This window comes from Pseudomonas sp. FSO-7 (assembly GCF_059579345.1).
Genome location: NZ_CM184193.1, coordinates 4,211,204 through 4,233,217, shown reverse-complemented (window position 1 = coordinate 4,233,217; position 22,014 = coordinate 4,211,204). Strand labels below are relative to the sequence as shown.

Annotated in this window: 26 protein-coding genes; 10 read left to right on the top strand and 16 right to left on the bottom strand. The window is 61.0% G+C overall.

The window, feature by feature from the left end:
- The first annotated feature begins 122 nt into the window (after positions 1–122).
- Positions 123–782 carry an HAD family hydrolase gene (locus tag AC515T_RS18290; protein ID WP_496529493.1) on the top strand — a complete coding sequence of 220 codons (660 nt, stop codon included), beginning with the start codon at positions 123–125 and terminating at the stop codon, positions 780–782.
- 393 nt (positions 783–1,175) lie between these two features.
- Here AC515T_RS18290 and ppnN read toward each other — a convergent pair whose 3' ends face one another.
- Positions 1,176–2,549, bottom strand: coding sequence for a nucleotide 5'-monophosphate nucleosidase PpnN (gene ppnN, locus AC515T_RS18285; protein WP_122566255.1), 1,374 nt, complete (start codon positions 2,547–2,549; stop codon positions 1,176–1,178).
- A gap of 217 nt (positions 2,550–2,766) precedes the next feature.
- Here ppnN and AC515T_RS18280 point away from each other — a divergent pair, with 217 nt between their 5' ends.
- Together AC515T_RS18280 and AC515T_RS18275 are read left to right on the top strand one after the other, a co-directional pair.
- The gene (locus AC515T_RS18280) at positions 2,767–3,300 is read left to right on the top strand and encodes a DUF3087 family protein (RefSeq protein WP_496529492.1); all 534 of its coding nucleotides are present in this window, start codon (positions 2,767–2,769) and stop codon (positions 3,298–3,300) included.
- A 108-nt stretch (positions 3,301–3,408) separates the two neighbouring features.
- Positions 3,409–4,164, top strand: coding sequence for an OBAP family protein (locus tag AC515T_RS18275; RefSeq protein ID WP_496529491.1), 756 nt, complete (start codon positions 3,409–3,411; stop codon positions 4,162–4,164).
- A gap of 226 nt (positions 4,165–4,390) precedes the next feature.
- On the opposite strand, the gene AC515T_RS18270 is transcribed toward AC515T_RS18275, so the two are convergent.
- The 8 genes from AC515T_RS18270 to AC515T_RS18235 all read right to left on the bottom strand — a co-directional run bounded on the left by AC515T_RS18270 (position 4,391) and on the right by AC515T_RS18235 (position 10,982).
- Positions 4,391–4,618, bottom strand: a complete 228-nt coding sequence (locus AC515T_RS18270; protein WP_496529490.1) for a hypothetical protein — start codon at positions 4,616–4,618, stop codon at positions 4,391–4,393.
- A gap of 63 nt (positions 4,619–4,681) precedes the next feature.
- On the bottom strand, positions 4,682–4,864 hold the full coding sequence (locus AC515T_RS18265) for a con-10 family general stress protein (RefSeq protein ID WP_122566259.1): 183 nt from the start codon (positions 4,862–4,864) through the stop codon (positions 4,682–4,684).
- 220 nt (positions 4,865–5,084) lie between these two features.
- The gene (locus AC515T_RS18260) at positions 5,085–5,648 is read right to left on the bottom strand and encodes an ATP-dependent Clp protease proteolytic subunit (protein WP_496529489.1); all 564 of its coding nucleotides are present in this window, start codon (positions 5,646–5,648) and stop codon (positions 5,085–5,087) included.
- Between the two features lie 115 nt (positions 5,649–5,763).
- On the bottom strand, positions 5,764–6,819 hold the full coding sequence (locus AC515T_RS18255) for a DNA topoisomerase IB (RefSeq protein ID WP_496529488.1): 1,056 nt from the start codon (positions 6,817–6,819) through the stop codon (positions 5,764–5,766).
- A 210-nt stretch (positions 6,820–7,029) separates the two neighbouring features.
- Positions 7,030–8,109: a molybdenum ABC transporter ATP-binding protein gene (gene modC, locus AC515T_RS18250; protein WP_496529487.1), complete on the bottom strand. Its 1,080-nt coding sequence runs from the start codon at positions 8,107–8,109 to the stop codon at positions 7,030–7,032.
- A 3-nt stretch (positions 8,110–8,112) separates the two neighbouring features.
- A complete protein-coding gene (gene modB, locus AC515T_RS18245; RefSeq protein ID WP_003203023.1) occupies positions 8,113–8,793 on the bottom strand; it encodes a molybdate ABC transporter permease subunit in 681 nt (226 codons plus the stop codon).
- Entirely contained in the window at positions 8,794–9,546 is a 753-nt protein-coding gene (gene modA / locus AC515T_RS18240; protein ID WP_496529486.1) for a molybdate ABC transporter substrate-binding protein, read from the bottom strand. It abuts the gene before it with no gap.
- Positions 9,547–9,908: 362 nt separating this feature from the next.
- Positions 9,909–10,982, bottom strand: coding sequence for an NAD(P)H-dependent flavin oxidoreductase (locus AC515T_RS18235; protein ID WP_496529485.1), 1,074 nt, complete (start codon positions 10,980–10,982; stop codon positions 9,909–9,911).
- 148 nt (positions 10,983–11,130) lie between these two features.
- On the opposite strand from AC515T_RS18235, the gene AC515T_RS18230 reads away from it, so the two are divergent.
- Entirely contained in the window at positions 11,131–11,619 is a 489-nt protein-coding gene (locus AC515T_RS18230; protein WP_496529484.1) for a GyrI-like domain-containing protein, read from the top strand.
- Here the strand turns inward: AC515T_RS18230 and ada are convergent.
- The 5 genes from ada to AC515T_RS18205 all read right to left on the bottom strand — a co-directional run bounded on the left by ada (position 11,583) and on the right by AC515T_RS18205 (position 14,911).
- Positions 11,583–12,656 carry a bifunctional DNA-binding transcriptional regulator/O6-methylguanine-DNA methyltransferase Ada gene (gene ada / locus AC515T_RS18225; protein WP_496529483.1) on the bottom strand — a complete coding sequence of 358 codons (1,074 nt, stop codon included), beginning with the start codon at positions 12,654–12,656 and terminating at the stop codon, positions 11,583–11,585. The genes AC515T_RS18230 and ada overlap by 37 nt on opposite strands.
- An 88-nt stretch (positions 12,657–12,744) precedes the next feature.
- Positions 12,745–13,425, bottom strand: coding sequence for a DNA oxidative demethylase AlkB (gene alkB, locus AC515T_RS18220; RefSeq protein WP_496529482.1), 681 nt, complete (start codon positions 13,423–13,425; stop codon positions 12,745–12,747).
- The gene (locus AC515T_RS18215; protein ID WP_496529481.1) at positions 13,412–14,131 is read right to left on the bottom strand and encodes a 2OG-Fe(II) oxygenase; all 720 of its coding nucleotides are present in this window, start codon (positions 14,129–14,131) and stop codon (positions 13,412–13,414) included. The genes alkB and AC515T_RS18215 overlap by 14 nt, the downstream gene beginning before the upstream one ends.
- Positions 14,132–14,409: 278 nt before the next feature.
- The gene (locus tag AC515T_RS18210) at positions 14,410–14,580 is read right to left on the bottom strand and encodes a hypothetical protein (protein WP_496529480.1); all 171 of its coding nucleotides are present in this window, start codon (positions 14,578–14,580) and stop codon (positions 14,410–14,412) included.
- Between the two features lie 28 nt (positions 14,581–14,608).
- Positions 14,609–14,911 (bottom strand): DUF1883 domain-containing protein, encoded by a 303-nt coding sequence (locus tag AC515T_RS18205; protein ID WP_496529479.1) that lies wholly within the window; start codon positions 14,909–14,911, stop codon positions 14,609–14,611.
- Positions 14,912–15,113: 202 nt separating this feature from the next.
- On the opposite strand from AC515T_RS18205, the gene AC515T_RS18200 reads away from it, so the two are divergent.
- Together AC515T_RS18200 and AC515T_RS18195 are read left to right on the top strand one after the other, a co-directional pair.
- A complete protein-coding gene (locus tag AC515T_RS18200) occupies positions 15,114–15,467 on the top strand; it encodes a hypothetical protein (RefSeq protein WP_109755197.1) in 354 nt (117 codons plus the stop codon).
- A 108-nt stretch (positions 15,468–15,575) separates the two neighbouring features.
- A complete protein-coding gene (locus tag AC515T_RS18195) occupies positions 15,576–15,806 on the top strand; it encodes a hypothetical protein (protein WP_496529478.1) in 231 nt (76 codons plus the stop codon).
- Between the two features lie 163 nt (positions 15,807–15,969).
- On the opposite strand, the gene AC515T_RS18190 is transcribed toward AC515T_RS18195, so the two are convergent.
- Both AC515T_RS18190 and AC515T_RS18185 read right to left on the bottom strand, forming a co-directional pair.
- Positions 15,970–16,251, bottom strand: coding sequence for a hypothetical protein (locus tag AC515T_RS18190; RefSeq protein WP_496529477.1), 282 nt, complete (start codon positions 16,249–16,251; stop codon positions 15,970–15,972).
- Positions 16,252–16,366: 115 nt separating this feature from the next.
- The gene (locus AC515T_RS18185; protein WP_496529476.1) at positions 16,367–16,579 is read right to left on the bottom strand and encodes a hypothetical protein; all 213 of its coding nucleotides are present in this window, start codon (positions 16,577–16,579) and stop codon (positions 16,367–16,369) included.
- Positions 16,580–16,813: 234 nt separating this feature from the next.
- Between AC515T_RS18185 and galU the strand changes: the two genes are divergently transcribed.
- From galU to ahpC, 4 genes are all read left to right on the top strand, one after another.
- The gene (gene galU, locus AC515T_RS18180) at positions 16,814–17,653 is read left to right on the top strand and encodes a UTP--glucose-1-phosphate uridylyltransferase GalU (protein WP_003182953.1); all 840 of its coding nucleotides are present in this window, start codon (positions 16,814–16,816) and stop codon (positions 17,651–17,653) included.
- A gap of 437 nt (positions 17,654–18,090) precedes the next feature.
- On the top strand, positions 18,091–19,458 hold the full coding sequence (gene ltrA / locus AC515T_RS18175) for a group II intron reverse transcriptase/maturase (protein ID WP_496529475.1): 1,368 nt from the start codon (positions 18,091–18,093) through the stop codon (positions 19,456–19,458).
- Positions 19,459–19,849: 391 nt separating this feature from the next.
- On the top strand, positions 19,850–21,208 hold the full coding sequence (gene gorA, locus AC515T_RS18170; protein ID WP_496529474.1) for a glutathione-disulfide reductase: 1,359 nt from the start codon (positions 19,850–19,852) through the stop codon (positions 21,206–21,208).
- Between the two features lie 179 nt (positions 21,209–21,387).
- Complete coding sequence (ahpC, locus tag AC515T_RS18165; protein ID WP_003202998.1) at positions 21,388–21,951, top strand: alkyl hydroperoxide reductase subunit C; 564 nt, start codon at positions 21,388–21,390, stop codon at positions 21,949–21,951.
- The last annotated feature ends 63 nt before the right edge of the window (positions 21,952–22,014 follow it).

The following is a 22,014-nucleotide window of genomic DNA, read 5'->3' as shown; positions in this document are numbered from 1 at the left end:
GTGGGTCAGCTTGCATTGATGCTGAATGTGCCGACGCTATCGCGAGCAAGCTCGCTCCCACAGGTTCGGGGTTTGACGATGTTACAGTGGCCATCACCCGCCACGCCGCCACCGAGGATCCGATGCCTGCCAGTCTCCCCACTCACATCGCCTACCGCGCCTTCCTGTTCGACATGGACGGCACCCTGCTCAATTCCATCGCCGCCGCCGAGCGGATCTGGACTCGCTGGGCCCTGCGCCATGGCGTGGACGTGGCGACGTTCCTGCCGACCATCCATGGCGTGCGCGCCATCGACACCATTGCCCGCCAGCACCTGCCGGGGGTGGATGCCCAGGCGCAAGCCGAGCAGATTACCCGGGAAGAAATCGAAGACGTCGAAGGGGTGGTGCAAGTACCCGGTGCGCTGGCGTTCCTGGAAAGCCTGCCGCCAGAGCGATGGGCGATCGTCACCTCAGCGCCCATGGCGCTGGCCTTGCGGCGTATGGAAGCAGCGGGGATCCCCCGTCCTGGTGTGATGGTCACCGCCGAGGACGTGAGCGACGGCAAACCCAACCCCACCTGCTATCGCCTGGCCGCCGAGCGCCTGCAAGTGGCGCCGCAGGACTGCCTGGTGTTTGAAGACGCCGAGGCAGGTATTCGGGCAGGCGAGGCCGCCGGGGCCGATGTGATGGTGGTGACGGCAACTCACACGCACCCGGTGATCACCCTTCATCCGCAGATCAAGGATTACCGTGGACTGGGCCTTGAGGTGGATGGCGCCGGCTTGATGCGAATTCTGTAGCCACCACAAGTCCCCTGTGGGAGCGAGTTTGCTCGCGATAGCGGTGGTTCAGCCTGCATCAATGCTGAATGTGCCACCGCCATCGCGAGCAGGCTCCCTCCCACAGTTTTTGAGTCGCTCACAGGCATCGCAGCAATCACAAATCCCTTGTGGGAGCGAGCTTGCTCGCGATAGCGGTGGTTCAGCCTGCATCAATGCTGAATGTGCCACCGCCATCGCGAGCAGGCTCGCTCCCACAGTTTTTGAGTCGCTCACAGGCATCGCAGCAATCACAAATCCCTTGTGGGAGCGAGCTTGCTCGCGATAGCGGTGGTTCAGCTTGCATCAATGCTGAATGTGCCGAAGTCATCGCGAGCAGGTGCGCTCCCACAGGGGGAGTGGAGATTTTGAAGGTCAGGTCACCACGCGATAGCACGGTACATACGCCGCGCCGCCCGGCAGTTTCATGCGGTGTTGGGCGACGAAGGCCTGGAGCAGGCGGTCGAGGGGTTCCATGATGGCGGCGTCGCCGTGGATCTCGTAAGGACCGTGCTCTTCGATCAGGCGGATGCCCTTGTCCTTGACGTTACCGGCCACGATCCCCGAGAACGCCCGGCGCAGGTTGGCCGCCAGTTCGTGGGCGGGCAGGTCGCGGCTCAGGCCCAGGCTGGCCATGTTGGCGTGAGTCGGGTCGAACGGGCGCTGGAAGCCCTCGTCGATCTTCAGCAGCCAATTGAAGTGGAAGGCGTCGTTGCGCTCGCGGCGGAACTGCTTGACCTCCTTGAGCCCCTGGGTCATCTGCCGCGCCACTTCGGCCGGGTCGTCGATGATGATCTGGTAGTGCTTCTGCGCTGCTTCGCCCAGGGTTGCACCGACAAACGCATGCAACTGGTCGAGGTACGGCGCGGCGCTTTTCGGCCCGGTAAGCACCACCGGGAAGGGCAGGTCCTGGTTGGCCGGATGCATCAGGATGCCCAGCAGATAGAGGAACTCTTCCGCCGTACCGGCACCGCCCGGGAAGATGATGATGCCGTGGCCGACACGCACGAAGGCTTCCAGGCGTTTCTCGATGTCCGGCAGGATCACCAGCTCATTGACGATCGGGTTTGGCGCCTCGGCGGCGATGATGCCCGGCTCCGTCAGGCCCAGGTAGCGACCACCATGGATGCGCTGCTTGGCGTGGGCGATGGTGGCGCCTTTCATCGGCCCTTTCATCACGCCCGGGCCGCAGCCGGTGCAGATATCCAGGCTGCGCAGGCCCAGTTCGTGGCCGACCTTCTTGGTGTATTTGTATTCTTCGGTGTTGATCGAGTGACCGCCCCAGCACACGACGATTTTCGGCTCCACGCCAGGGCGCAGGGTGCGGGCGTTGCGCAGCAGGTGGAACACGTAGTCGCTGATGCCCTGGGACGAGCTGAGGTCGATGCGCTGGCTGTCCAGTTCGTTCTCGGTGTAGACAATGTCGCGCAGGGCGCTGAAGAGCATTTCCCGGGTGCTGGCGATCATTTCGCCGTCGACGAACGCATCGGCCGGTGCGTTCAGCAGCTCCAGGCGTACGCCCCGGTCCTGCTGGTGAATGCGGATCTCGAAGTCCTTGTAGGCTTCCAGGATGGTCTTGGCATTATCGACATGGGCGCCGGTATTGAGGATGGCCAGGGCGCACTGGCGGAAGAGGTCGTAGATACTGCCGGAGCCGGCTTCGCTCAGTTGCTGGACCTCGCGCTGGGACAAGGTCTCCAGGCTGCCCTTGGGGCTTACCGAGGCGTTGATTACATGTCTTTGAGTCATTCAGCTTTCCTTGAAAACGATGCCATGCACACAACGACGGCATCTTGAAAAAAACGTCCACGCCGAAAGATCGCACGATCCTTGCGCTATCGCCATGGACTTCGATCCAGGCCCGGCGAGTCGGCGGCCCTACAAAATGAGCCCCAGCATAGCTAAATCGACCGGGCAGGCGATAATGCGTGACTCTTTTGATGCCGTACAAGGAAATTGCACCACGATGTTCGAGATCAAACCGTGGGATGGCGACACCTACCGCAGGCAGACCCGCCGCAGCACCCTGATCATCGCGGTGGTGTTCCTGGCCCTGGCGATGCTGCTGTCCAGCCTGGCCGTGATGCTGTTGGGGACGCCCGGAGGAGATAACTTTCGTTTCAACCTCGGCGGGGTGATTGCCGCGGTGTTGGCGATGGCTGTGCTGATGCGCCAGTATTTCTGGTCGCAGCCGTGGATGGCCGCCGCGGTGTACGGCTGGCAGCTCAAGCGCAACCTGATGAAAATCACCAACGTGATGCACCAGGTGACGGCCGGGGTGCAGGCCCAGGACCCCGCTGCCATGAAACTGCTGCGCTTCTATCACCTGGGACTGGCCCAGATGCATCAGCTGGACGCCAACTCCAGCGCCCAGGGCTCCCTGGCGCGGGAAGCCGACGCGCACCTGGCGAACATGCAGGCGCTGGGCCTGGACAGCGAACAGTCGCGCCTGGACCCACGCTGGATCGAGACGGTGAAGCAAGCCTATAGCGCCGGTTGATCGGTCAGAGGCTGCCGATGCGCGCCGTTCGTCGGTAGGCTGTCAGGAAAATCAAACCCGCCCCAGGCACTGTCTTTCTCATGATCAGTCATGCAAAGGAGAGATGACATGCCTGATCGAAGTGTTTATGGCAGCTGGAAATGGCTATGGGCAGCGGTTTTTGGATTGACCGGCTGCGCGGGCGGCACGAGTGACTCGCCCGTCGATGCGCCAGGCGCCGCGAAGACCCCGACGACCGCGACGCTGGAAGCCGGGGCGCGGATCATGCAGGACAAACCGCCATTGCGGGCCCTGGACACCTACCTCGATGGCTTTCATTTCTATAACGGGCGGATGTCCGGGCAGATGGAAGCGCATCACTACTGCTCGGCGCTGAACGAGGAAGTCTTTCAGTGCGCCATCTTCGACGGCAATACCGCCAGTGCCAAGCTGATGGGCGTCGAGTACATCATCAGCCAGCGCCTGTTTGAAGGGCTGCCGGCCAGTGAAAAACAGCTGTGGCACAGCCATGTGCATGAGGTGAAATCCGGGCAGTTGATTGCGCCCGGGATTCCCCAGGCAGCGGAAACCCGGTTGATGAAAAATCTGATCGGCACTTACGGCAAGACCTGGCACACCTGGCATACCGAACAGGGCAATGCACTGCCTTACGGGGTGCCTCAGTTGATGATGGGGTTCACCGCCGATGGGCAGGTTGACCCGCAGTTGGTACGCGAGCGGGACGGTCGGATGGCTGTCGACAGCGAGGCGAAGAAGCGTGCTCGAGCGGGTATCGACACGCCGAAAATTGATCCCGGTGCCGATGCCTGGCAGAAAGGGCAGGTGTGGCAGATCAAGGATCCGACTGGCGATCATGCTCACTGAGGTACGGTGATCGAAATTCGCTTTTTGTGGCGAGGGAGCGTGCTCCCGCAGGGCTCTGTAGGAGCTGTCGAGTGCAACGAGGCTGCGATCTTTCCCCTGACACTTGAATCTTAAGTGAAAGATCAAAAGATCGCAGGCTTCGCCAGCTCCTACAGAGCCCGGCAGCCCGGTGGGAGCAAAGGGTCAAAGTGTTAAGGAGGAGTAAGGGTTACGGCGATAGTTTGAATTAGGGCTGTTTGAAATGCCCCGGCACACCATGCTCTTTTTCATTGGGCCTGGTTTTCTTCTGAACTTGCACATCGCTGAGTTCAACGTCCTTGAGTTCACCGAACGTCGCCCTCAATAAGGCTTCAGCTTCGCTGACACTCAATGTCTCGGAGTTGGCCTCGACCACGCGATTGTCGGGTTGACCATTACTGATGAAGCTGATGATGAATCGATCCTGGCTGCTCATGGGCGACCTCGGTGCGGTTAAGCGCCAGGGCGCAGCGTGACTGCGCCCCGACGGTTTTCCAGGTTACGATTTTCTGCCGCCGCCTTGGCTGCGTCCGCCACCTTTCCTGCCGGCTTCAGAGGCTTTTTCCCGGTCATTTGCAAAATTATTGCCGCCCGAAGCTTGTCCGCCTTTCTTCCCGGCTTCCGATGCTTTTTCACGATCATTTGCGAAATTACCTGGGTTCTTGTTTCCGGTGTTAGCCATTTTGAGAATCCTCATTTTGGTTAAGCGAGCAACGGCCTCGCTTAATTATGAAAGAAAATGCCCGAGGGAAGTTTAATGAAAACGTTTCGTTGGCGACGAGCGGTTATCAACCTTAATAAAGGCCGGAAAAAAGTTATACAGCCGCTTCGCTTGAAAGTTGTACAGGATTGTTTGGGTTTATTGCGGAGCCCATAAGCATTTTATTTATTAATGCCATTGCTTACTCTTCACCGCCGCTGACTTTCCAATGCTTGGCTTCCACAGGGAACACGACTTGTTCGACCCGATGGGCAATGCCAAATGCCAGGGAGTTTTCTGCCGGAATCACCCGTTCCTCGGCGCACAGGCATTTGAAGATATCCAATTGGGTCGCGGCACCGGCGGTTTCCTTGACGTAGATCTCCACGTACCGCGCCACGTCGTTGTCCAGGCTGGACAGGTACTCACGCAAGCGTGAATGGTCCACGGATTTCTGGCCGAAATACCAGTTCATTGGATGAATCAGGAAACGCGAATGCGGGGTGGTGGTGCGGTCGCTGGCAGCCAGGAACATGATGATGCCCATCGACTCGATGTTGCCGGCATTGACCGCACGCACCGGCACCGGAAGCGACTTGATGAAGGTATACAGCGTAAAACCGAAGTTGGTGCTACCGCCGACGGTGGAGAGGTTGAGCATCAGCGAGTCGGCGCCTTTCTCGATGGCCTCCAGGCAGTTGTCGCGAAAGCGTTCCGTGGTGCCCTGATCGATCTGGCAATGAAAATGGACAATGTGTTCGGACATCTGAAGCTCCTGTCGATTTCACCCTTTTAAGCCTACGCAGTGGTCGTGCCGTAAAGTTGGGAGTCCGGTGGTTTGCGGATGTTCCGCCTTCATGGCTCGCTGCGGGTGAATCGCGTCAACCCGATTGCGCCTGTTCGCACGCCTCGGCAGCTCGTGTCATACGCTGCAAGAATAGCGTCAGTCCGGCTTCTTCTTCGCTGAGGCCTTTACGGGCCCGGGGTTTGGGCAATGCCTTCAGGGCGCCGAGCAGGAAGCCTTCCACCACTGCCGGGTGGATGTAGCATTTACGACAGACGGTCGGTGTGTTGCCCAGTTGTCGGGAGACCTGCTTGACCATCTCGGTGACGTGCCTCTTGGCTTCGGTCTCGGTTTCCCAACGCAGCGCCCGCAGCCCGGCCAGAGCGGCTGCGCTGCCGGCCCAGGTGCGGTAGTCCTTGGCGGTGAAGTCGGCGCCGGTCAGGGTCTTGAGGTAAGCGTTGATGTCCGAAGAACTGATGGAGTGGCGCTCGCCGTGTTCGTCCAGATACTGGAACAGGTTCTGCCCGGGAATCTCCTGGCAGCGCTTGATGATCCGCGCCAGGCGCCGGTCCTTCACGGTGATCTGGTGCTCGACGCCGCTTTTGCCGCGGAACTGGAAGGCGATGGCGCTGCCGTTGATCTCGACGTGTTTGTTGCGCAGGGTCGTCAGGCCGTAGGAGCGATTGGCCCGGGCGTATTCGGGGTTGCCGACGCGGATCAGGGTCAGGTCCAGCAGGGTGATGACCGTGGCCATGACTTTGTCACGGCTGAAGCCGGGTTTGGCGAGGATTTCTTCCAGGCGTTTGCGCAGGCGCGGCAGGGCACGTCCGAACTCCAGCATCCGCGAATACTTGTCCGCATCGCGCACCTCACGCCAACGCGCATGGTAACGGTACTGCTTGCGCCCGCGGGCATCGCGGCCGGTGGCCTGGAGATGACCTCGGGGGTCGGTGCAGATCCAGACATCGGTGTAGGCCGGCGGCACCGCCAGGGCATTGATGCGCTGGATCTCGGCCACGTCGGTGATGCGCTGGCCCTGCGGGTCGAAATAACAGAACGTGCCCCGCAGCTTTTTACGGGTGATGCCAGGGGCCGTGTCATCGACGTAATGCAGATCGGCCGGCAGTGCATCCGGTGTCAGGGTGTCGGGCATGAAAGAGTCCTTGGCAACGAATCCGGTGGCCTGTGAATTCATTGACCGCAGCCCGTTGCGGTCGTGCCAAGATTCTGAGGTTGCACCACCGAACCTGTGGGAGCGAGCTTGCTCGCGATGACGCCGGCACATTCAGCATTGATGCACGCTGACTCACCGCTATCGCGAGCAAGCTCGCTCCCACATAGGGCCATCTGAGCGGCTCAAATCCTACGCCAACACCGCCACCGCCTTGATCTGCGCCCACAACACCTGCCCCGGTTGCAGGTTCAACTGGTCCCGGGAATAGCGGGTGATGCGCGCCAGCAGCGGGGTGCCGGCGGCTTCCAGGCGGACCAGCACATGGGCGGCGTTGTCGGCGGCCTGTTCGCTGACCACGGTGACCGGCAGACGGTTGAGGATGCTGGTCTGGGCATCGTTCGTCAGGCTGAGGCTGACGTCCCGGGCCTGGACCTTGAAGCGCAGCGGCTGGCCGAGGGCCAGTGATGTATGGGCCACGCGTACGTTCAGTTGGCTGTCGGGCAGGTTCAGGGTCAGCAATTGATACGCCGGGTCATAGCCGCTGACCTTGCCCTCGATCACCACCCCGGCGTCATCCCCCAGGGCCAACGGCAGGTCGAGCCGGGCCAGGGTTTCGCCGATGGGGCCGCTGGCCTGCGCGCGGCCAGCGTCGAGCAGCACGATGTGATCGGCCAGGCGCGCCACTTCGTCCTGGGAATGGCTGACATACAGCACCGGGATGTCCAGCTCATCGTGGAGCCGTTGCAGGTAAGGCAGGATCTCGTTTTTGCGCCGGCTATCGAGGGCCGCCAGCGGCTCATCCATCAGCAGTAGCCGCGGGCTGGTGAGCAAGGCACGGGCGATGCCCACCCGTTGGCGTTCGCCGCCGGAGAGGTTGCGGGGCTGGCGATCGAGCAAGTGCCCGATGCCCAGCAGATCGGTGGCCTGGTCGATGTCCACCCGCCGCTGTGCCGGTGCAATGCGCTTGAGGCCGAACGCCAGGTTGGCCCGTACCGACAGATGGGCGAACAGGCTCGCCTCCTGGAACACATACCCCACCGGCCGCTTGTGGGGCGGCACGAACACAGCGTGCTCACTGTCCTGCCACACTTGGCCATTGACCTCGATAAAACCCTGGATCGGCCGTTCCAACCCGGCAATGCAGCGCAGGCAAGTGGTTTTGCCGGAGCCGGAAGGGCCATACAGGGCCGTCACGCCACGGCCCGGCAGTTGCACATCCAGGTTCAGGGAAAAAGCCCCGTGATCGAGCTGAAAACGCACGTGAATCATCGATCAGCTCCAACCGGCACGGGTTCGGCGGCTGGAGTACAGCGCCAGCAACACCAGGAATGAAAACACCAGCATCGCCGCCGCCAGCCAGTGGGCCTGGGCATATTCCAGGGCTTCGACATGGTCGTAGATCTGCACCGACACCACCCGGGTTTTCTCCGGGATGTTACCGCCGATCATCAGCACCACGCCGAATTCGCCGACGGTGTGGGCGAAGCCAAGAATTGCCGCGGTGATGAAGCCGGGGCGGGCCAGGGGCAGGATGACGCTGAAAAACGTGTCCCAGGGCCCGGCCCGCAGGGTGGCGGCGACTTCCAAGGGGCGACTGCCGATGGCGGCAAAGGCGTTCTGCAACGGCTGAACCACAAACGGCATGGAATAGATCACCGAGCCGATCACCAGCCCAGTGAAGCTGAAGGTGAGGGTGCCTAACCCGAGGGCTTGGGTGAGCTGACCGATCCAGCCGTTCGGCCCCAACGCCAGCAACAGGTAAAAGCCGATCACCGTGGGCGGCAGCACCAAGGGCAGCGCCACCACCGCTCCTACCGGCCCGCGCAGCCAGGAGCGGGTGCGCGACAGCCACAACGCGATGGGCGTGCCGATGAGCAGCAGGATCACCGTGGTCAGGGACGCCAGTTTCAGGGTCAGCCAGATGGCGGCATAGTCGGCGCTGGTCAGGGGCATTTAGCGTTGGTAACCGTAGGCTTGGATGATGGCGGCGGCTTTCGGCCCCTTGAGGTAATCCACCAGGGCCACGGCGGCGGGGTTGTCCCGACCCTTGGTGAGGATCACCGCGTCCTGTTTGATCGGATCGTGCAATTCGGCCGGGACGATCCACGCCGAGCCGCCCGTCACCTTGCCGTCCTTGTACACCTGGGACAAGGCGACGAAGCCCAGTTCAGCGTTACCGGTGGAGACGAATTGGTAGGCCTGGGTGATGTTCTGGCCTTCGACGAGTTTGCTTTTGACTTGGGCGGTCAAACCCAGCTTGTCCAGCACCTGGGTCGCGGCCAGGCCATAAGGGGCGGCTTTCGGGTTGGCGATGGACAGGTGTTGGAAGTCGTTGCGCTTGAGGACTTGGCCCTGGTTGTCGACATAACCGGCTTTGGCCGACCACAGCGCCAGGGTGCCAACGGCGTAGGTGAAACGCGAGCCCTTGACGGTGTCGCCTTCGCTTTCGAGCCTGGCCGGGGTGGTGTCGTCGGCGGCGAGGAACACCTCGAAGGGCGCGCCGTTCTTGATCTGTGTGTAGAACTGCCCGGTGGCACCGTACGCCGCCACCAGTTTATGCCCGGTGTCTTTTTCGAAATCGGCGGCAATGGCCTGGATCGGCGCGGTGAAATTGGCGGCGACCGCCACCTGCACCTCGGCGGCCTGGACGGCGCCCATCGTCAGGAACGGGATCAGCAGCAACGGCGCGAAGCGGGTAAGGCGCATGGATGAGGCTCCGTAGGACAGGTTCGCTATATACTGGAATATATAGCGAATGGCCGACAAACGGAACGCGGCATTTTGCCTGGGGAGTGAGGGTGCAAGGGCTGGCCCCATCGCGAGCAAGCTCGCTCCCACACTGGATCCGTGGCGAACCTACATCTTGCTACCACACCAGAACCCCTGTGGGAGCGGGCTTGCTCGCGAAGACGGCGGTACATTCAACATTCCTGTCGACTGACCCAGCGCTTTCGCGAGCAAGCCCGCTCCCACAGGTACAGTGGCGTCACCCAATGTCGTGGTTGCCAGCAATCCCCCTGTGGGAGCGAGCTTGCTCGCGATGGCGTGCTAACGACCGATGATGCCCATCAGGCTCGACCCAGGCGATTGAGCTGAGCCTGCGCTTCTTCAGCCAACCGCCGGGTCAACTCGGCTGTCGACAGCTCCCGACCCAGGGGGAAGGCCTGGCCGGCCCAGAGGTTGCTGAAGTCCGCTTCGCCCTTGGCGCGCAGCGGCATCAACGCACCGCCCGCCAAGGGAAAGGCCGGCGCCAGCGGGCTCATCGGACCCACTTCGCGCATCACCCGGTTGACGATGCCCCGGGCCGGGCGACCGGTGAACAGGTTGGTGACAGCGGTCTGGCTTTCCTTGGCCGTGCGCAAAGCCCGGTGATGGGACGCACTGACCTTCGCCTCGGGGGTGAACAGGTAGGCGCTGCCCAGTTGCACCGCCGAGGCACCCAAAGCGAACGCCGCAACGATTCCCCGCGCATCGCCAATGCCACCGGCGGCGATCACCGGCACTTTCACCGCATCCACCACCTGCGGCAACAGGGGAAACAGGCCGACCTGGGTATCGAGGTCGTCGCTGAGGAACATCCCGCGATGCCCACCGGCTTCATAGCCCATGGCGATAATCGCGTCGCAACCGTGCTGTTCGAGCCAGATGGCTTCCTCGACGGTGGTGGCCGACGAAAGGATTTTCGCCCCGGTGGCCTTCACCCGGTCCAGCAGGGATTTCTCCGGCAGGCCGAAGTGGAAACTGACGACCTTGGGCCGCATCTCCTCCAGCACCCGACAGGCAGCATCATCGAAGGGCGTGCGGTTGGACACCGGGGTCGGCGCGTCGAAGTCGACGCCCAGTTCCTGGTAGTACGGCTTGAGCCGTTGCTTCCAGGCCTCGGCCCGCTGTTTGTCGAAGGCCGGCGGCTGGTGACAGAAGAAATTCACATTGAACGGCTTGTCGGTCTGTTCGCGGATGGTCGTCAGCGCCTGGCGCAACTGCTCGACATCGAGCATCGCCGCCGGCATCGAACCCAGCCCGCCGGCATTGCAGGTCGCCACCACCATGGCCGGCCCGGTCACCCCGGCCAGCGGCCCCTGGATGATGGGCAGCTCGATACCGAGCAGGTCAAGAATACGGGTGTCTGGCCACTGGCTCATGTGCGGGTCTCCGACGGCAGAAGGAAACAGCGTTTTTAGCAGGTGTGGGCCGGCGAGGGCCAGTCGAGTTTTTCAATCGAGCGCCAACCGCTTGATCCCGACGGGAGGAGGGTTACCATGCGGCTTCATACATCAAGGAGCCTGACCCATGGACGTGAAACTCAAGACTGTTGCCCCCTTCACCGTGGCCGGTTTGCAGGTGCGCACCCGCAACTCCGACGAGCAGCAGCCCGACACGGCCAGGATCGGCCCGATGTGGCAACGGTTCTTCAGCGAAGAGCTGTTCGACACGATTCCGGCCAGGCAGTCGGAGTCGTTCGTCTTCGGGGTGTATTCCAACTACGAGTCCGACGCCACCGGCCACTTCGACGTGACGGCCGGGGTGCAGGTGGATGAGACCAGCGCAGGCTACCCCGCCGTGGAAATCGAGGGCGGGGAATACCTGGTGTTTTCGGCCAAGGGGAAGATGCCTGATTGCGTGATCCAGGCCTGGGGCCTGATCTGGGCGTACTTCGCGGATAACCCGCAGACACTGCGCCGCTTCACCACCGATTTCGAGGTCTACAGCGCCCCCGAATCCGTGGCGATCTACATCGGCGTTCAGTCCCCGGACGAGCGCTCCAGCGCCAGCAACTGACGCTTGCGCTCCACCCCCCAGCGATAGCCCGACAGGTTGCCGTCGCTGCGCACCACCCGGTGGCAAGGGATCGCCACCGCCAGGCTGTTGGCGCCGCAGGCCTGGGCCACGGCGCGCACGGCCTTGGGCATGCCGATGCGCTGGGCGATCTCGGCATAGCTGGCGGTACTGCCGGCGGGAATGTCCCGCAACGCTTGCCAGACCCGCTCCTGGAAGGCGGTGCCGCGCAGGTCCAAGGGCAGATCCAGGCCCAGGGCCGGCGCTTCGATGAAGCCCACCACCTGGGCGATCAGTTGCTCGAACTCGTGGTCGGCACCGATGAGATTGGCCCGGCGGAATTTGTCCTGCAGGTCGCGCACCAGCGCATCCGGGTCGTCTCCCAGCAGGATCGCGCACACGCCACGCTCGCTTTGCGCCACCAGAATCGCCCCGAGGGAGCATTGGCCGACGGCGAAACGGATGTCGGTGTTCTGCCCGGCGGCGCGGTAGTCGGCGGGCTTCATGCCCAACACTTTGTCGGCCGCCTCATAGAAACGGCTGTTGGAATTGAAACCGGCGTCGTACAGCGCTTCGGTGATCGTGCCGCCATCGGCCAAGCGTTCGCGTACCTTGCGTGAGCGGTGGGCGGCGGCGTAACCCTTGGGAGTCAGGCCGGTGACGGCCTTGAAGACCCGATGAAAGTGGAAGGGACTCAAGCCGGCGCTGGCTGCCAGTTCATTAAGACCTGGCAGTTCCTCGGCGGCTTCGATCTGCCGGCAGGCCGCCGCGACCCGTGCCGCTTGTTGGGCGGCGATCTGGGTCTGGTCCCGGGCCACGCGCTTGCTGGGCCGGTAGCCGGCGGCCTGGGCCTGTTCCGGCGTGTCGAAGAATTCGACGTTACGTGGGTTGGGCAGGCGCGACAGGCTGCTGGGGTGGCAGTAAATGCCGGTGGTTTTCACGCCATAGACGAATTGCCCATCGGCGCGTGGATCCCGGGCGAGCACAGCGGCCCAGCGCGGATCCAGTTCAGGGGCGAGATTGTTCGAAGTGCTGTTCATGGTCGTTATGTCCATTGGCCCGTTTTGGCTACAGTAGCGAGCCTATGAGATGGCAACACTCCGGGTCTTGCGGTTGAATTCTGCCCCTTCACCCGGCAGTGCGAAACGTCAGGTTGATCCGCTGGGCGCCCAGGCGCGGGTGTTGTCCTTCCTTGAGCGGCAGCACGCCGTGGTAACGCAACCGGTCCACGCCGCCCCAGACCACGATGTCGCCATGAAACAACGGGATGCGCAGGCTTTTGTCGCTGCGCTCGAAGCCGCCGAACTGGAACACCGCCGGCAAGCCCAGGGACATCGAGACGATGGGGGCAGCGAGGGAGCGTTCGTTCTTGTCCTGATGCAGCGACATCCGGGCGCCGGGCACGTAGCGGTTGATCAGGCAGCTGTCGGGCTCGAAATGCTCGAACTGTGCCTGCCGGGCGGCGGCCTGGGCCAGTTCGCGAAACACCGCCGGCATCTCGGGCCAGGGCTGGCCGGTTTGCGGGTCATGGGCGGTGTAGCGATAGCCGCTGCGGTCGGTGGTCCAGCCCAGCGCGCCGCAACTGCTCAAGGCCACCGACATGGTAAAGCCGCCGGGCGTGACCATCTGCCGGAACGGCGCAGCCTGCAGGACGCTCTCCAGCGCCGGCAGCAAGCGCTCGAGCCAGGGCAGGGCGAAGCCACGCAGCACGAAGGATTGTTGGCCAATCTGTTCGACCTGGCCGGGCGTGTTGGGCGCTTGGTCGGCGAACAGGTCCAAGGTGATCGGGGTGTCATTACTGCGCATCATGAAAAATGATTCCCAAGGTGTGTCGTCTGCCGCTGTGCACGCGGCTGACGCCATGGCGCATGTTCACCCGATAATAACCGCGAACGCCTTTGACCGGCCGTTGGTGCACGGCAAATACCACGGCGTCGCCCTGTTTCAGATCAATGACCTGGGGCCGCGACTGCATGCGCGGGCGCTGTTCGGTGAGGACAAACTCGCCGCCGGTAAAGTCCCGGCCCGGTTCCGACAACAGGATCGCGACCTGTAACGGGAACACCTGCTCGCCGTACAGATCCTGATGCAGACAGTTGTAGTCCTGCGGCCCGTATTGCAGCAACAGCGGCGTAGGACGCGATTGTCCGGCAGCGTGACAGCGCTGGATGAAGTCGGCGTGTTCATGGGGGTACCGCACCTCCAGGTCCATGCATTCATTCCAGCGGTTCGCCAGCGGCACCAGCATCGGATACAACGCCTGACGCAGCTGTTGGATGAGGTCCGGCAGCGGATAGCGAAAATACTGATACTCGCCGCGCCCGGATCCGTGGCGGGCCATGATCACTCGGGAACGAAAAAGTCCGCTATCGGCGTACAAATCACCGAGCAGCCGGCATTGCGCTGGCGGCAGCAGGTTGCGAATGATTGCACAGCCGTCCTGGTCGAGGCTCTGTTCCAAGGCGGGCCAGTCAAGGTCGGCGAGGTGTTGGGGCAGGGTAGGCGTAGGGGGCACGATAGCAATCCTTGGTGGAAAGGACTGTTCAGTCTGCGCGGCGCTGCGGCGTCGGGCACTCCGGTTCTTGCTGTGCGCAGCCATTCCCTGTGGCGAGGGAGCTTGCTCCCGCTGGGCGGCGAAGCCGACCCAAACTCACTGACGTATTCTTTACAGGCAGACCGCGCCAGCAGGTTTTACGACTGCTGCGCAGCCGAGCGGGAGCGAGCTCCCTCGCCACAAGAGCATGGCGTTCACCGGCCATGGGGCCATCAGCTGAAATCAATCGGGGTGAGCCGTTACAGCGCTTTGCTGACACCGATTTCGCTGATCACATCGTCGGTTTCGCCATGCAGTTTCTGCAACGCGGCCTTGGCTTCTTTCTCGGTGCCGTTTTCCAGTTGCGCGAATTCGAAGCGGCGTTCGCCGTTGAGCTTGTACTTGATGACGTATTTGGTCGTCTGGTCCACGATTTTGCCTTTCTTGAAAGGGCGAGGCTCAGCTCAGTTTCGAGCTGGAACGCCGGATGATTTTGATCTTGTGGGTCAGGGTCGGCTTGCGCGCGACGCTGATTGCACGGCGGTTGACGGTGTCGATGGTGATGTTCCAGAAACCGGTGCTCGGCGCCGTGATCCTGGCCGGGAACGTGTCGAACGCGCCACCGTGATACGTGTGCCGACCGCCGTTCTTGAAGCTGCGGAAGTTGGCGTCGTTCATCAAACGAATGTTGCACATTTGGGAGCATTCGATGACGACAATGTCGTCTTCGTTCAGGTGCTCGCGCTGGTGAATGAATTTCATGGGCGCCTCCAGAAGGGCTTTTTCTACAAAATCAAAACGATAGCAAGGGGCAATGAGGCGCAGTTTATCAGCCCCGAGTGTTAATATCCGGCCCGCGCTCCAGGCTTTGTTCATTTATCGCAGGTAGCGGGAAAAAAAAGCGGTGCGGCACCGGAGCAAAACGGTGTTTGCACTGTCGGAGGATCTTTATTGGAGGAAACATATGAAGCGCAGCGTGTGGGTGTTGGCATTGGCCATGAGTGGATGTGCATCGGTATCGGACATCAACCAGACGCCGCCCACCATGAGCGTCATTTCCGGAAAGAAACCCCACGAATATGCCAAGTGTGTTTCCGACAAACTGGCCAGCAGCCGTGGTCCATTGCAAGTGGAGCCGCACAAGAATGGTGGTGTGCGACTGATCGTCCCGGGCAAACTGTCGACCCTGCCGGCGGCGGTGTTCGACATTGACGAGCGCTCCAGTGGCAGCAGCATCAAGCTGCATGAAAGCATGTCCAACGTACCGGTGCGTCCGGGTGATGTGCAGGATGCGGCCAACGCCTGCATCTCCGGCTGATCGCAGTCAGCGCCTGACGAGCGGGCCCGGCATCGGATAAACTGCTGCCCTCGACAAAAATGCCGCCACGGTCAACGTTGGCGGCATTGTCATTTTTGGAGTCAGTCGATGAAACGCGAGCAGGTGCGCGAGCGCCATGCAGAAGGTCTTATCTGTGCCACCCACGTGATTCAGAACCCGGCGAGCCCGGGCGAATGGATCGTGTTCTTCAAGAAAAGCGCCGGACGCAGTTTTTTCCTGGTGGATGGGCAGGACGAAGTCGAGTCCTTCGGCAGCCTCGACGAACTGATCGAGACCATACGCGGCCTGGGCATCAAGTTCGCCGAGATCCACATCTAGTGTCCTGTATCACAAATACTGTTCCTTTTTGACGGCGTCTGTTGTCGTCATGCTGCGTTGCCGCTCCTCGCCATAGCGGGCTATGACTCGTCGCGGCGCCTTGCCTGACGACAACAGCCACTCGCCAAAAAAGAAACGTATTTGCGAAACAGGACACTAGTTCTTATTTGCACACCACCACGACACTGCGGCTGGTGTAGTTGCCGATGTCGACACCCAGGGTCTTTTCGCTTTCCTTGGCCTGCGGTGTGCCATCGGTGCCGACGATGCGGTAGCCGGTGCCGGCACAGGAAGCATCAGCCTTTTCATAACAAGTGGCCCAGTCATTGGCTTCGCCGGAGCAGTCGATGCTCAGGCCTTGTTCGCCATTGTTCAGGGTGGTCTTTTCGGCAGAGGCACAGCCCGCCAAGGCCAGGACGGCAAACAGCGCCAGCAGTGTTTTCATGGAGTCGTCATCAAGAAGGGAGGGGCAGGCGCGAGAATATAGCGAATGGCCATTCCGGTACAGATAAACAAAGCCCCGTTCGATGCCGGGCGTCATTTACTTGGGGCTTGTCTGTTTACTTCTTGCGGCGGGGGCTGCGTGCAGGGGCGGTTTCGCGTTCTTTCGTCGCCGGGGCGGCGCGTTCGTCCTGGAATACCGCAGCCACTTCTACCGCCATGGCCTTGCTGGGCAAAGGACCGGCGACCTGCTCGCCGTGGTAGTTGATAATCCACCACTGGCCGTCCTTGCCCTGGCTGGCCGAATAACCGTTTGCGTTTCTTGCCGACATCTAACTGCCTCAATTGGCGTGATCAAGGACGCTATGATACGTCAAATGCTCGCAAACAGTGCTCACTGGCGTACAGTGGACCGTTGCAGCCATCGAAACGAAAGGCGATTGAACTATCCGCCGTTTTTTATTTCTCTATGATGGCACCGGTTGGCCAGTGCGGGCATTGTAAGGTGCCCGTCGCCTGATTAGACTGCGCCGAAACTCGTACACACCGCCTTTTCAAGGACTTATATGATCAAGAAATGCTTGTTCCCAGCAGCCGGTTACGGTACTCGCTTCCTGCCAGCGACTAAAGCCATGCCCAAAGAAATGCTGCCGGTGGTGAACAAGCCACTGATCCAGTACGGCGTCGAAGAAGCCCTCGATGCGGGCTTGACTGAAATCTCCATCGTGACTGGCCGTGGTAAGCGCGCGCTGGAAGACCATTTCGACATCAGCTACGAGCTGGAAAACCAGATCAAAGGCACCGACAAGGAAAAGTACCTGGTCGGCATCCGCAAACTGCTGGATGAGTGCTCGTTCTCCTACACCCGCCAGACCGAAATGAAAGGTCTGGGCCACGCGATCCTGACCGGTCGCCCACTGATCGGTGACGAACCGTTCGCCGTGGTCCTGGCGGATGACCTGTGCGTCAACCTCGAAGGCGACGGCGTCCTGACCCAGATGGTCAAGCTGTACAAGCAGTTCCGCTGCTCCATCGTGGCGATCCAGGAAGTCGATCCGCAGGAAACCAACAAGTACGGCGTGATTGCCGGCGAAATGATCCGCGACGACATCTACCGCGTTCACAGCATGGTTGAAAAACCAAAGCCTGAAGACGCACCGTCGAACCTGGCGATCATCGGTCGCTACATCCTGACCCCGGACATCTTCGACCTGATCGAACAGACCGAGCCAGGCAAGGGCGGCGAAATCCAGATCACCGACGCCCTGATGAAACAGGCCCAGAACGGCTGCGTCATGGCCTATAAGTTCAAGGGCAAGCGTTTCGACTGCGGTGGCGCCGAAGGCTACATCGACGCGACCAACTTCTGCTTCGAGAACTTCTACAAGACCGGCAAGGCTTACTGATAGCCTGCGCCACGCCTTGAAAAACGCCCCGACTGGTTCGGGGCGTTTTTTTTGGTGCGCCCAGCATGGGCGCAATCTTGTGGGTGAAAGTCCCGCCGTAAGCTGACCACAGCGAATGAAGTGAAGCGCAACTGCATGAGGGCGACCGAGTGTGGGGAGGAAGCGTGGAGCGAAGCCGTGAGCCGATGAACAAGAACCGGATATAAGGCGAAGCCGACCAGGGTGAGCGGGCCAAAAACCGCGAAACTCTTGTGGTCAAAGGGCGGCTGCGTAGATCCGGCGGCTGTGCGGTGAAGGATTGCGTTCTTACCTGGGGAGATCTCGCCTTATGCCTGAAAGGGCGACGGTGCAAACCGGAGCGAGAAGTCAGCAGAGGCCGTAGTAGTCTTTTTTTCTTTTTTTGACGAAGGGCCGAACGAGAGAAAGCGTCATAGGCCATGTTGATGCGAAAGACCGGAAGTCAGATGCCTGCCAAACGCGGGGCGGATGGGAGGGACGCGAGCGGTGAAGCCGTGAGTGCCTCCATCAGCGACGAGGTCAATTGCCCGCAAGATGAATCCTACAACGCAGGGCAAGGGCTGCTGGAACGGGCCTTTGCGAGAGCGAACCTGAAACGGGCTTGGAGACGAGTCAGGGCCAACAAAGGAGCTGCTGGAGTCGACGGTTTGGACATTGAACAGACCGCCAAACTTTTGCAGTCCCGATGGCCTGTGATCTGCGAACAGCTTCTTTCAGGCGTCTACCGGCCCAGTCCGGTACGGCGCGTGGTCATTCCCAAGCCTGACGGCGGTGAACGCGAGTTAGGCATTCCAACGGTCACCGACCGGTTGATTCAACAAGCGCTGCTGCAAGTCCTGCAACCACTGCTCGATCCAACCTTCAGTGAACACAGCTACGGCTTTCGTCCGGGGCGCAGTGCGCAGGACGCCATCCTGGCGGCTCAGCGCCATGTGTCTGCGGGGCTCAAGGTGGTAGTGGATGTTGATCTGGAGAAGTTCTTCGACCGGGTCGACCACGACATCTTGATGGATCGCTTACGCAAACGGATAGCAGATCAGGCGGTCATTCGCCTGATCCGTGCGTATCTGGATGCGGGAACGCTGATCAATGGCGTGGTCGAGAAAAGCCGCCTGGGGACGCCGCAAGGCGGCCCGCTGTCGCCGTTGCTGGCGAACGTGCTGCTGGACGAAGTGGATCGAGAGCTTGAACGCCGAGGTCATAGTTTTGTGCGCTATGCCGATGATGCGAATGTGTACGTTCGCAGTCAGAAGGCCGGGCAGCGAGTGATGTCCTTGCTCAAGTGTCTGTATGAAAAGCTGCACTTGAGCGTCAACGAGAGCAAGAGTGCGGTGACGAGTGCGTTTGGTCGCAAGTTTCTGGGATACGCCTTCTGGGCCTCTCAGGGCGAAGCCAAGCGAGCCGTCTCATTTAAAGCGCAAAAGCAGTTCAAGCAGCGAATACGCTGGCACACCCGACGCTCATGTGGCCGTAGTTTGCAGCAGATCGTCGATGATCTGCGCCCTTACATTCTGGGTTGGAAAGCTTATTTCGGACTGTCGCAAACCCCAGCCGTCTGGCGCGAGCTGGACGAATGGATACGGCACCGATTACGAGCAATCCAGCTCAAGCAATGGAAGCGCGGAACGACGACCTACCGGGCGTTGCGGGCACTGGGGGCGAGTGTGGAAGTCGCGAGGAAGATCGCGGGGAATGCTCGCCGTTGGTGGAGCAACAGCCGGTATGAGCTGAACCGTGTGCTGAGTATCGCCTGGTTCGACAGCTTGGGTTTACCGCGTCTCTCCTGACCTCAATCTCTCGAACCGCCCGGTGCGGACCCGCATGCCGGGTGGTGTGGCAGGGGAACGGCCTATGAAGGCCGTCCCCTATGCCGATTGTGGAAAAGTTGCTCGCAGATCACTCAAGCAATCCCCCCTGTGGGAGCGAGCTTGCTCGCGATGGCGGTGGGGCAGCTTGCATCGATGCTGAATGTGCCGACGCTATCGCGAGCAAGCTCGCTCCCACACAGTATCTTCAACAGGCATAAATTTTGTGCTCACCGCTCCACAGGTTTTGGGCTTGACCGATCGACATGAGCCGGTCCAGCTGGCTTTTCCGTTTTCCGCCCCCATAACCATCGTAACGCTGCCTCAGGTGAAAACAGCAGGTATGCTGATGACCTGCCGAAGGAGATAGAAAATGGCCTACGATTTTGACTTGTATGTGATTGGCGCCGGTTCCGGTGGTGTGCGGGCTGCGCGGTTCGCCGCCGGTTTCGGGGCCAAGGTGGCCGTGGCGGAAAGCCGCTACCTGGGCGGGACTTGCGTCAACGTGGGCTGCGTGCCGAAAAAACTGCTGGTCTACGGCGCGCATTACGCCGAGGACTTCGAGCAGGCGTCGGCCTATGGCTGGACAGCGGGCGAGGCGAATTTCGACTGGGCCACGCTGATCGCCAACAAGGACCAGGAGATCAATCGCCTCAACGGCATCTACCGCAACCTGCTGGTCAACAGCGGCGTCGTGTTGCACGAAGGTCACGCCAGGCTGACCGGCCCCCATGAGGTGGAGATCAACGGCCAGCGTCACACCGCCAGGCATATCCTGATCGCCACCGGCGGCTGGCCGGTGATCCCGGACATTCCGGGGCGCGAGCACGCCATCAGCTCCAACGAGGCGTTCTTTCTCAAGGACCTGCCCAAGCGTGTCATCGTGGTGGGCGGTGGCTACATTGCGGTGGAGTTCGCCGGGATTTTCCACGGCATGGGCGCGCAGACGTCGTTGCTGTATCGCGGTGACCTGTTCCTGCGCGGCTTCGACGGTGCGGTGCGCAAGCACCTGGCCGAAGAACTGACCCGCCGCGGCCTGGACCTGCAATTCAACGCTGACATCAAATCCATCGAAAAGCTGGACGATGGCAGCCTGAGGGTCGAGCTCAAGGATGGCAAAACGTTGATCACCGATTGTGTGTTCTACGCCACCGGCCGGCGGCCGATGCTCGACAATCTCGGCCTGGAGCACACCGCTGTCACGGTGGACGAGAAGGGTTTCGTCAAGGTCAACGAAAAATACGAAACCACGGAACCGTCGATCCTGGCCATTGGCGATGTGATCGGTCGCGTCCAGCTCACCCCCGTTGCCCTGGCCGAAGGCATGGCGGTGGCGCGGCGTCTGTTCAAGCCCGAGCAGTATCGACTGGTGGATTACCGGATGATCCCCACCGCCGTGTTCAGCCTGCCGAACATCGGCACGGTGGGCCTGACCGAAGAACAGGCCAGGGAAGAGGGGCATAAGGTCGAGATTTTCGAAAGCCGCTTCCGGCCGATGAAGTTGAGCTTGACCGACTGCCAGGAGCGCACGCTGATGAAGCTGGTGGTGGATGCCCAGACCGACAAGGTCCTGGGTTGCCACATGGTCGGACCGGATGCCGGTGAAATCGTCCAAGGCTTGGCCATCGCTCTCAAGGCCGGCGCCACCAAGCGCGACTTCGACGAGACCATCGGCGTGCACCCGACCGCCGCCGAGGAATTCGTGACGATGCGTACGCCTGTCGCCTCCTGATCACCCGGCGGATAGATGGCGAGCGAGCCTGCTCGCCGTCTATATTAAGTTTTCTTCTATCTATTTAGCGGCTGATAGCCAAAACCAATCATTCACATCAGGTTTGCCAATGAGCCAGCTTGGGAATGAGTGGCTAAGATTCCCTCCATCAACTTCTCAACCCTGATGGAGAAACATCGATGCCTATCATCAACAGCCAAGTTAAACCGTTCAACGCTACCGCCTTCAAAAACGGCGAATTCGTCGAAGTATCGGACGCCAACCTGAAAGGCAAATGGTCTGTCGTGTTCTTCTACCCGGCTGACTTCACCTTCGTTTGCCCAACCGAGCTGGAAGACCTGGCTGACAACTACGCTGAATTCCAGAAGCTGGGTGTCGAGATCTACAGCGTTTCCACCGACACTCACTTTGCCCACGCGGCCTGGCACAACACTTCGCCAGCCATCGGCAAGATCCAGTACACCATGATCGGCGACCCGACCCACGTCATCTCCCGCAACTTCGACGTGCTGATCGAAGAAGTCGGCCTGGCTGACCGCGGCACTTTCGTGATCAACCCAGAAGGCCAGATCAAGATCGTTGAAATCAACGACGGCGGCGTAGGCCGTGACGCTTCCGAGCTGCTGCGCAAGATCAAGGCCGCTCAGTACGTTGCCGCTCACCCGGGCGAAGTCTGCCCAGCCAAGTGGAAAGAAGGCGAGGCCACCCTGGCTCCGTCCCTGGACCTGGTCGGCAAGATCTAAGTCTGTGAGTCATCCGAGGGCGATCCGCTCTTAACCAAGTAAGCCGCTTCGCCCCAAAAACGC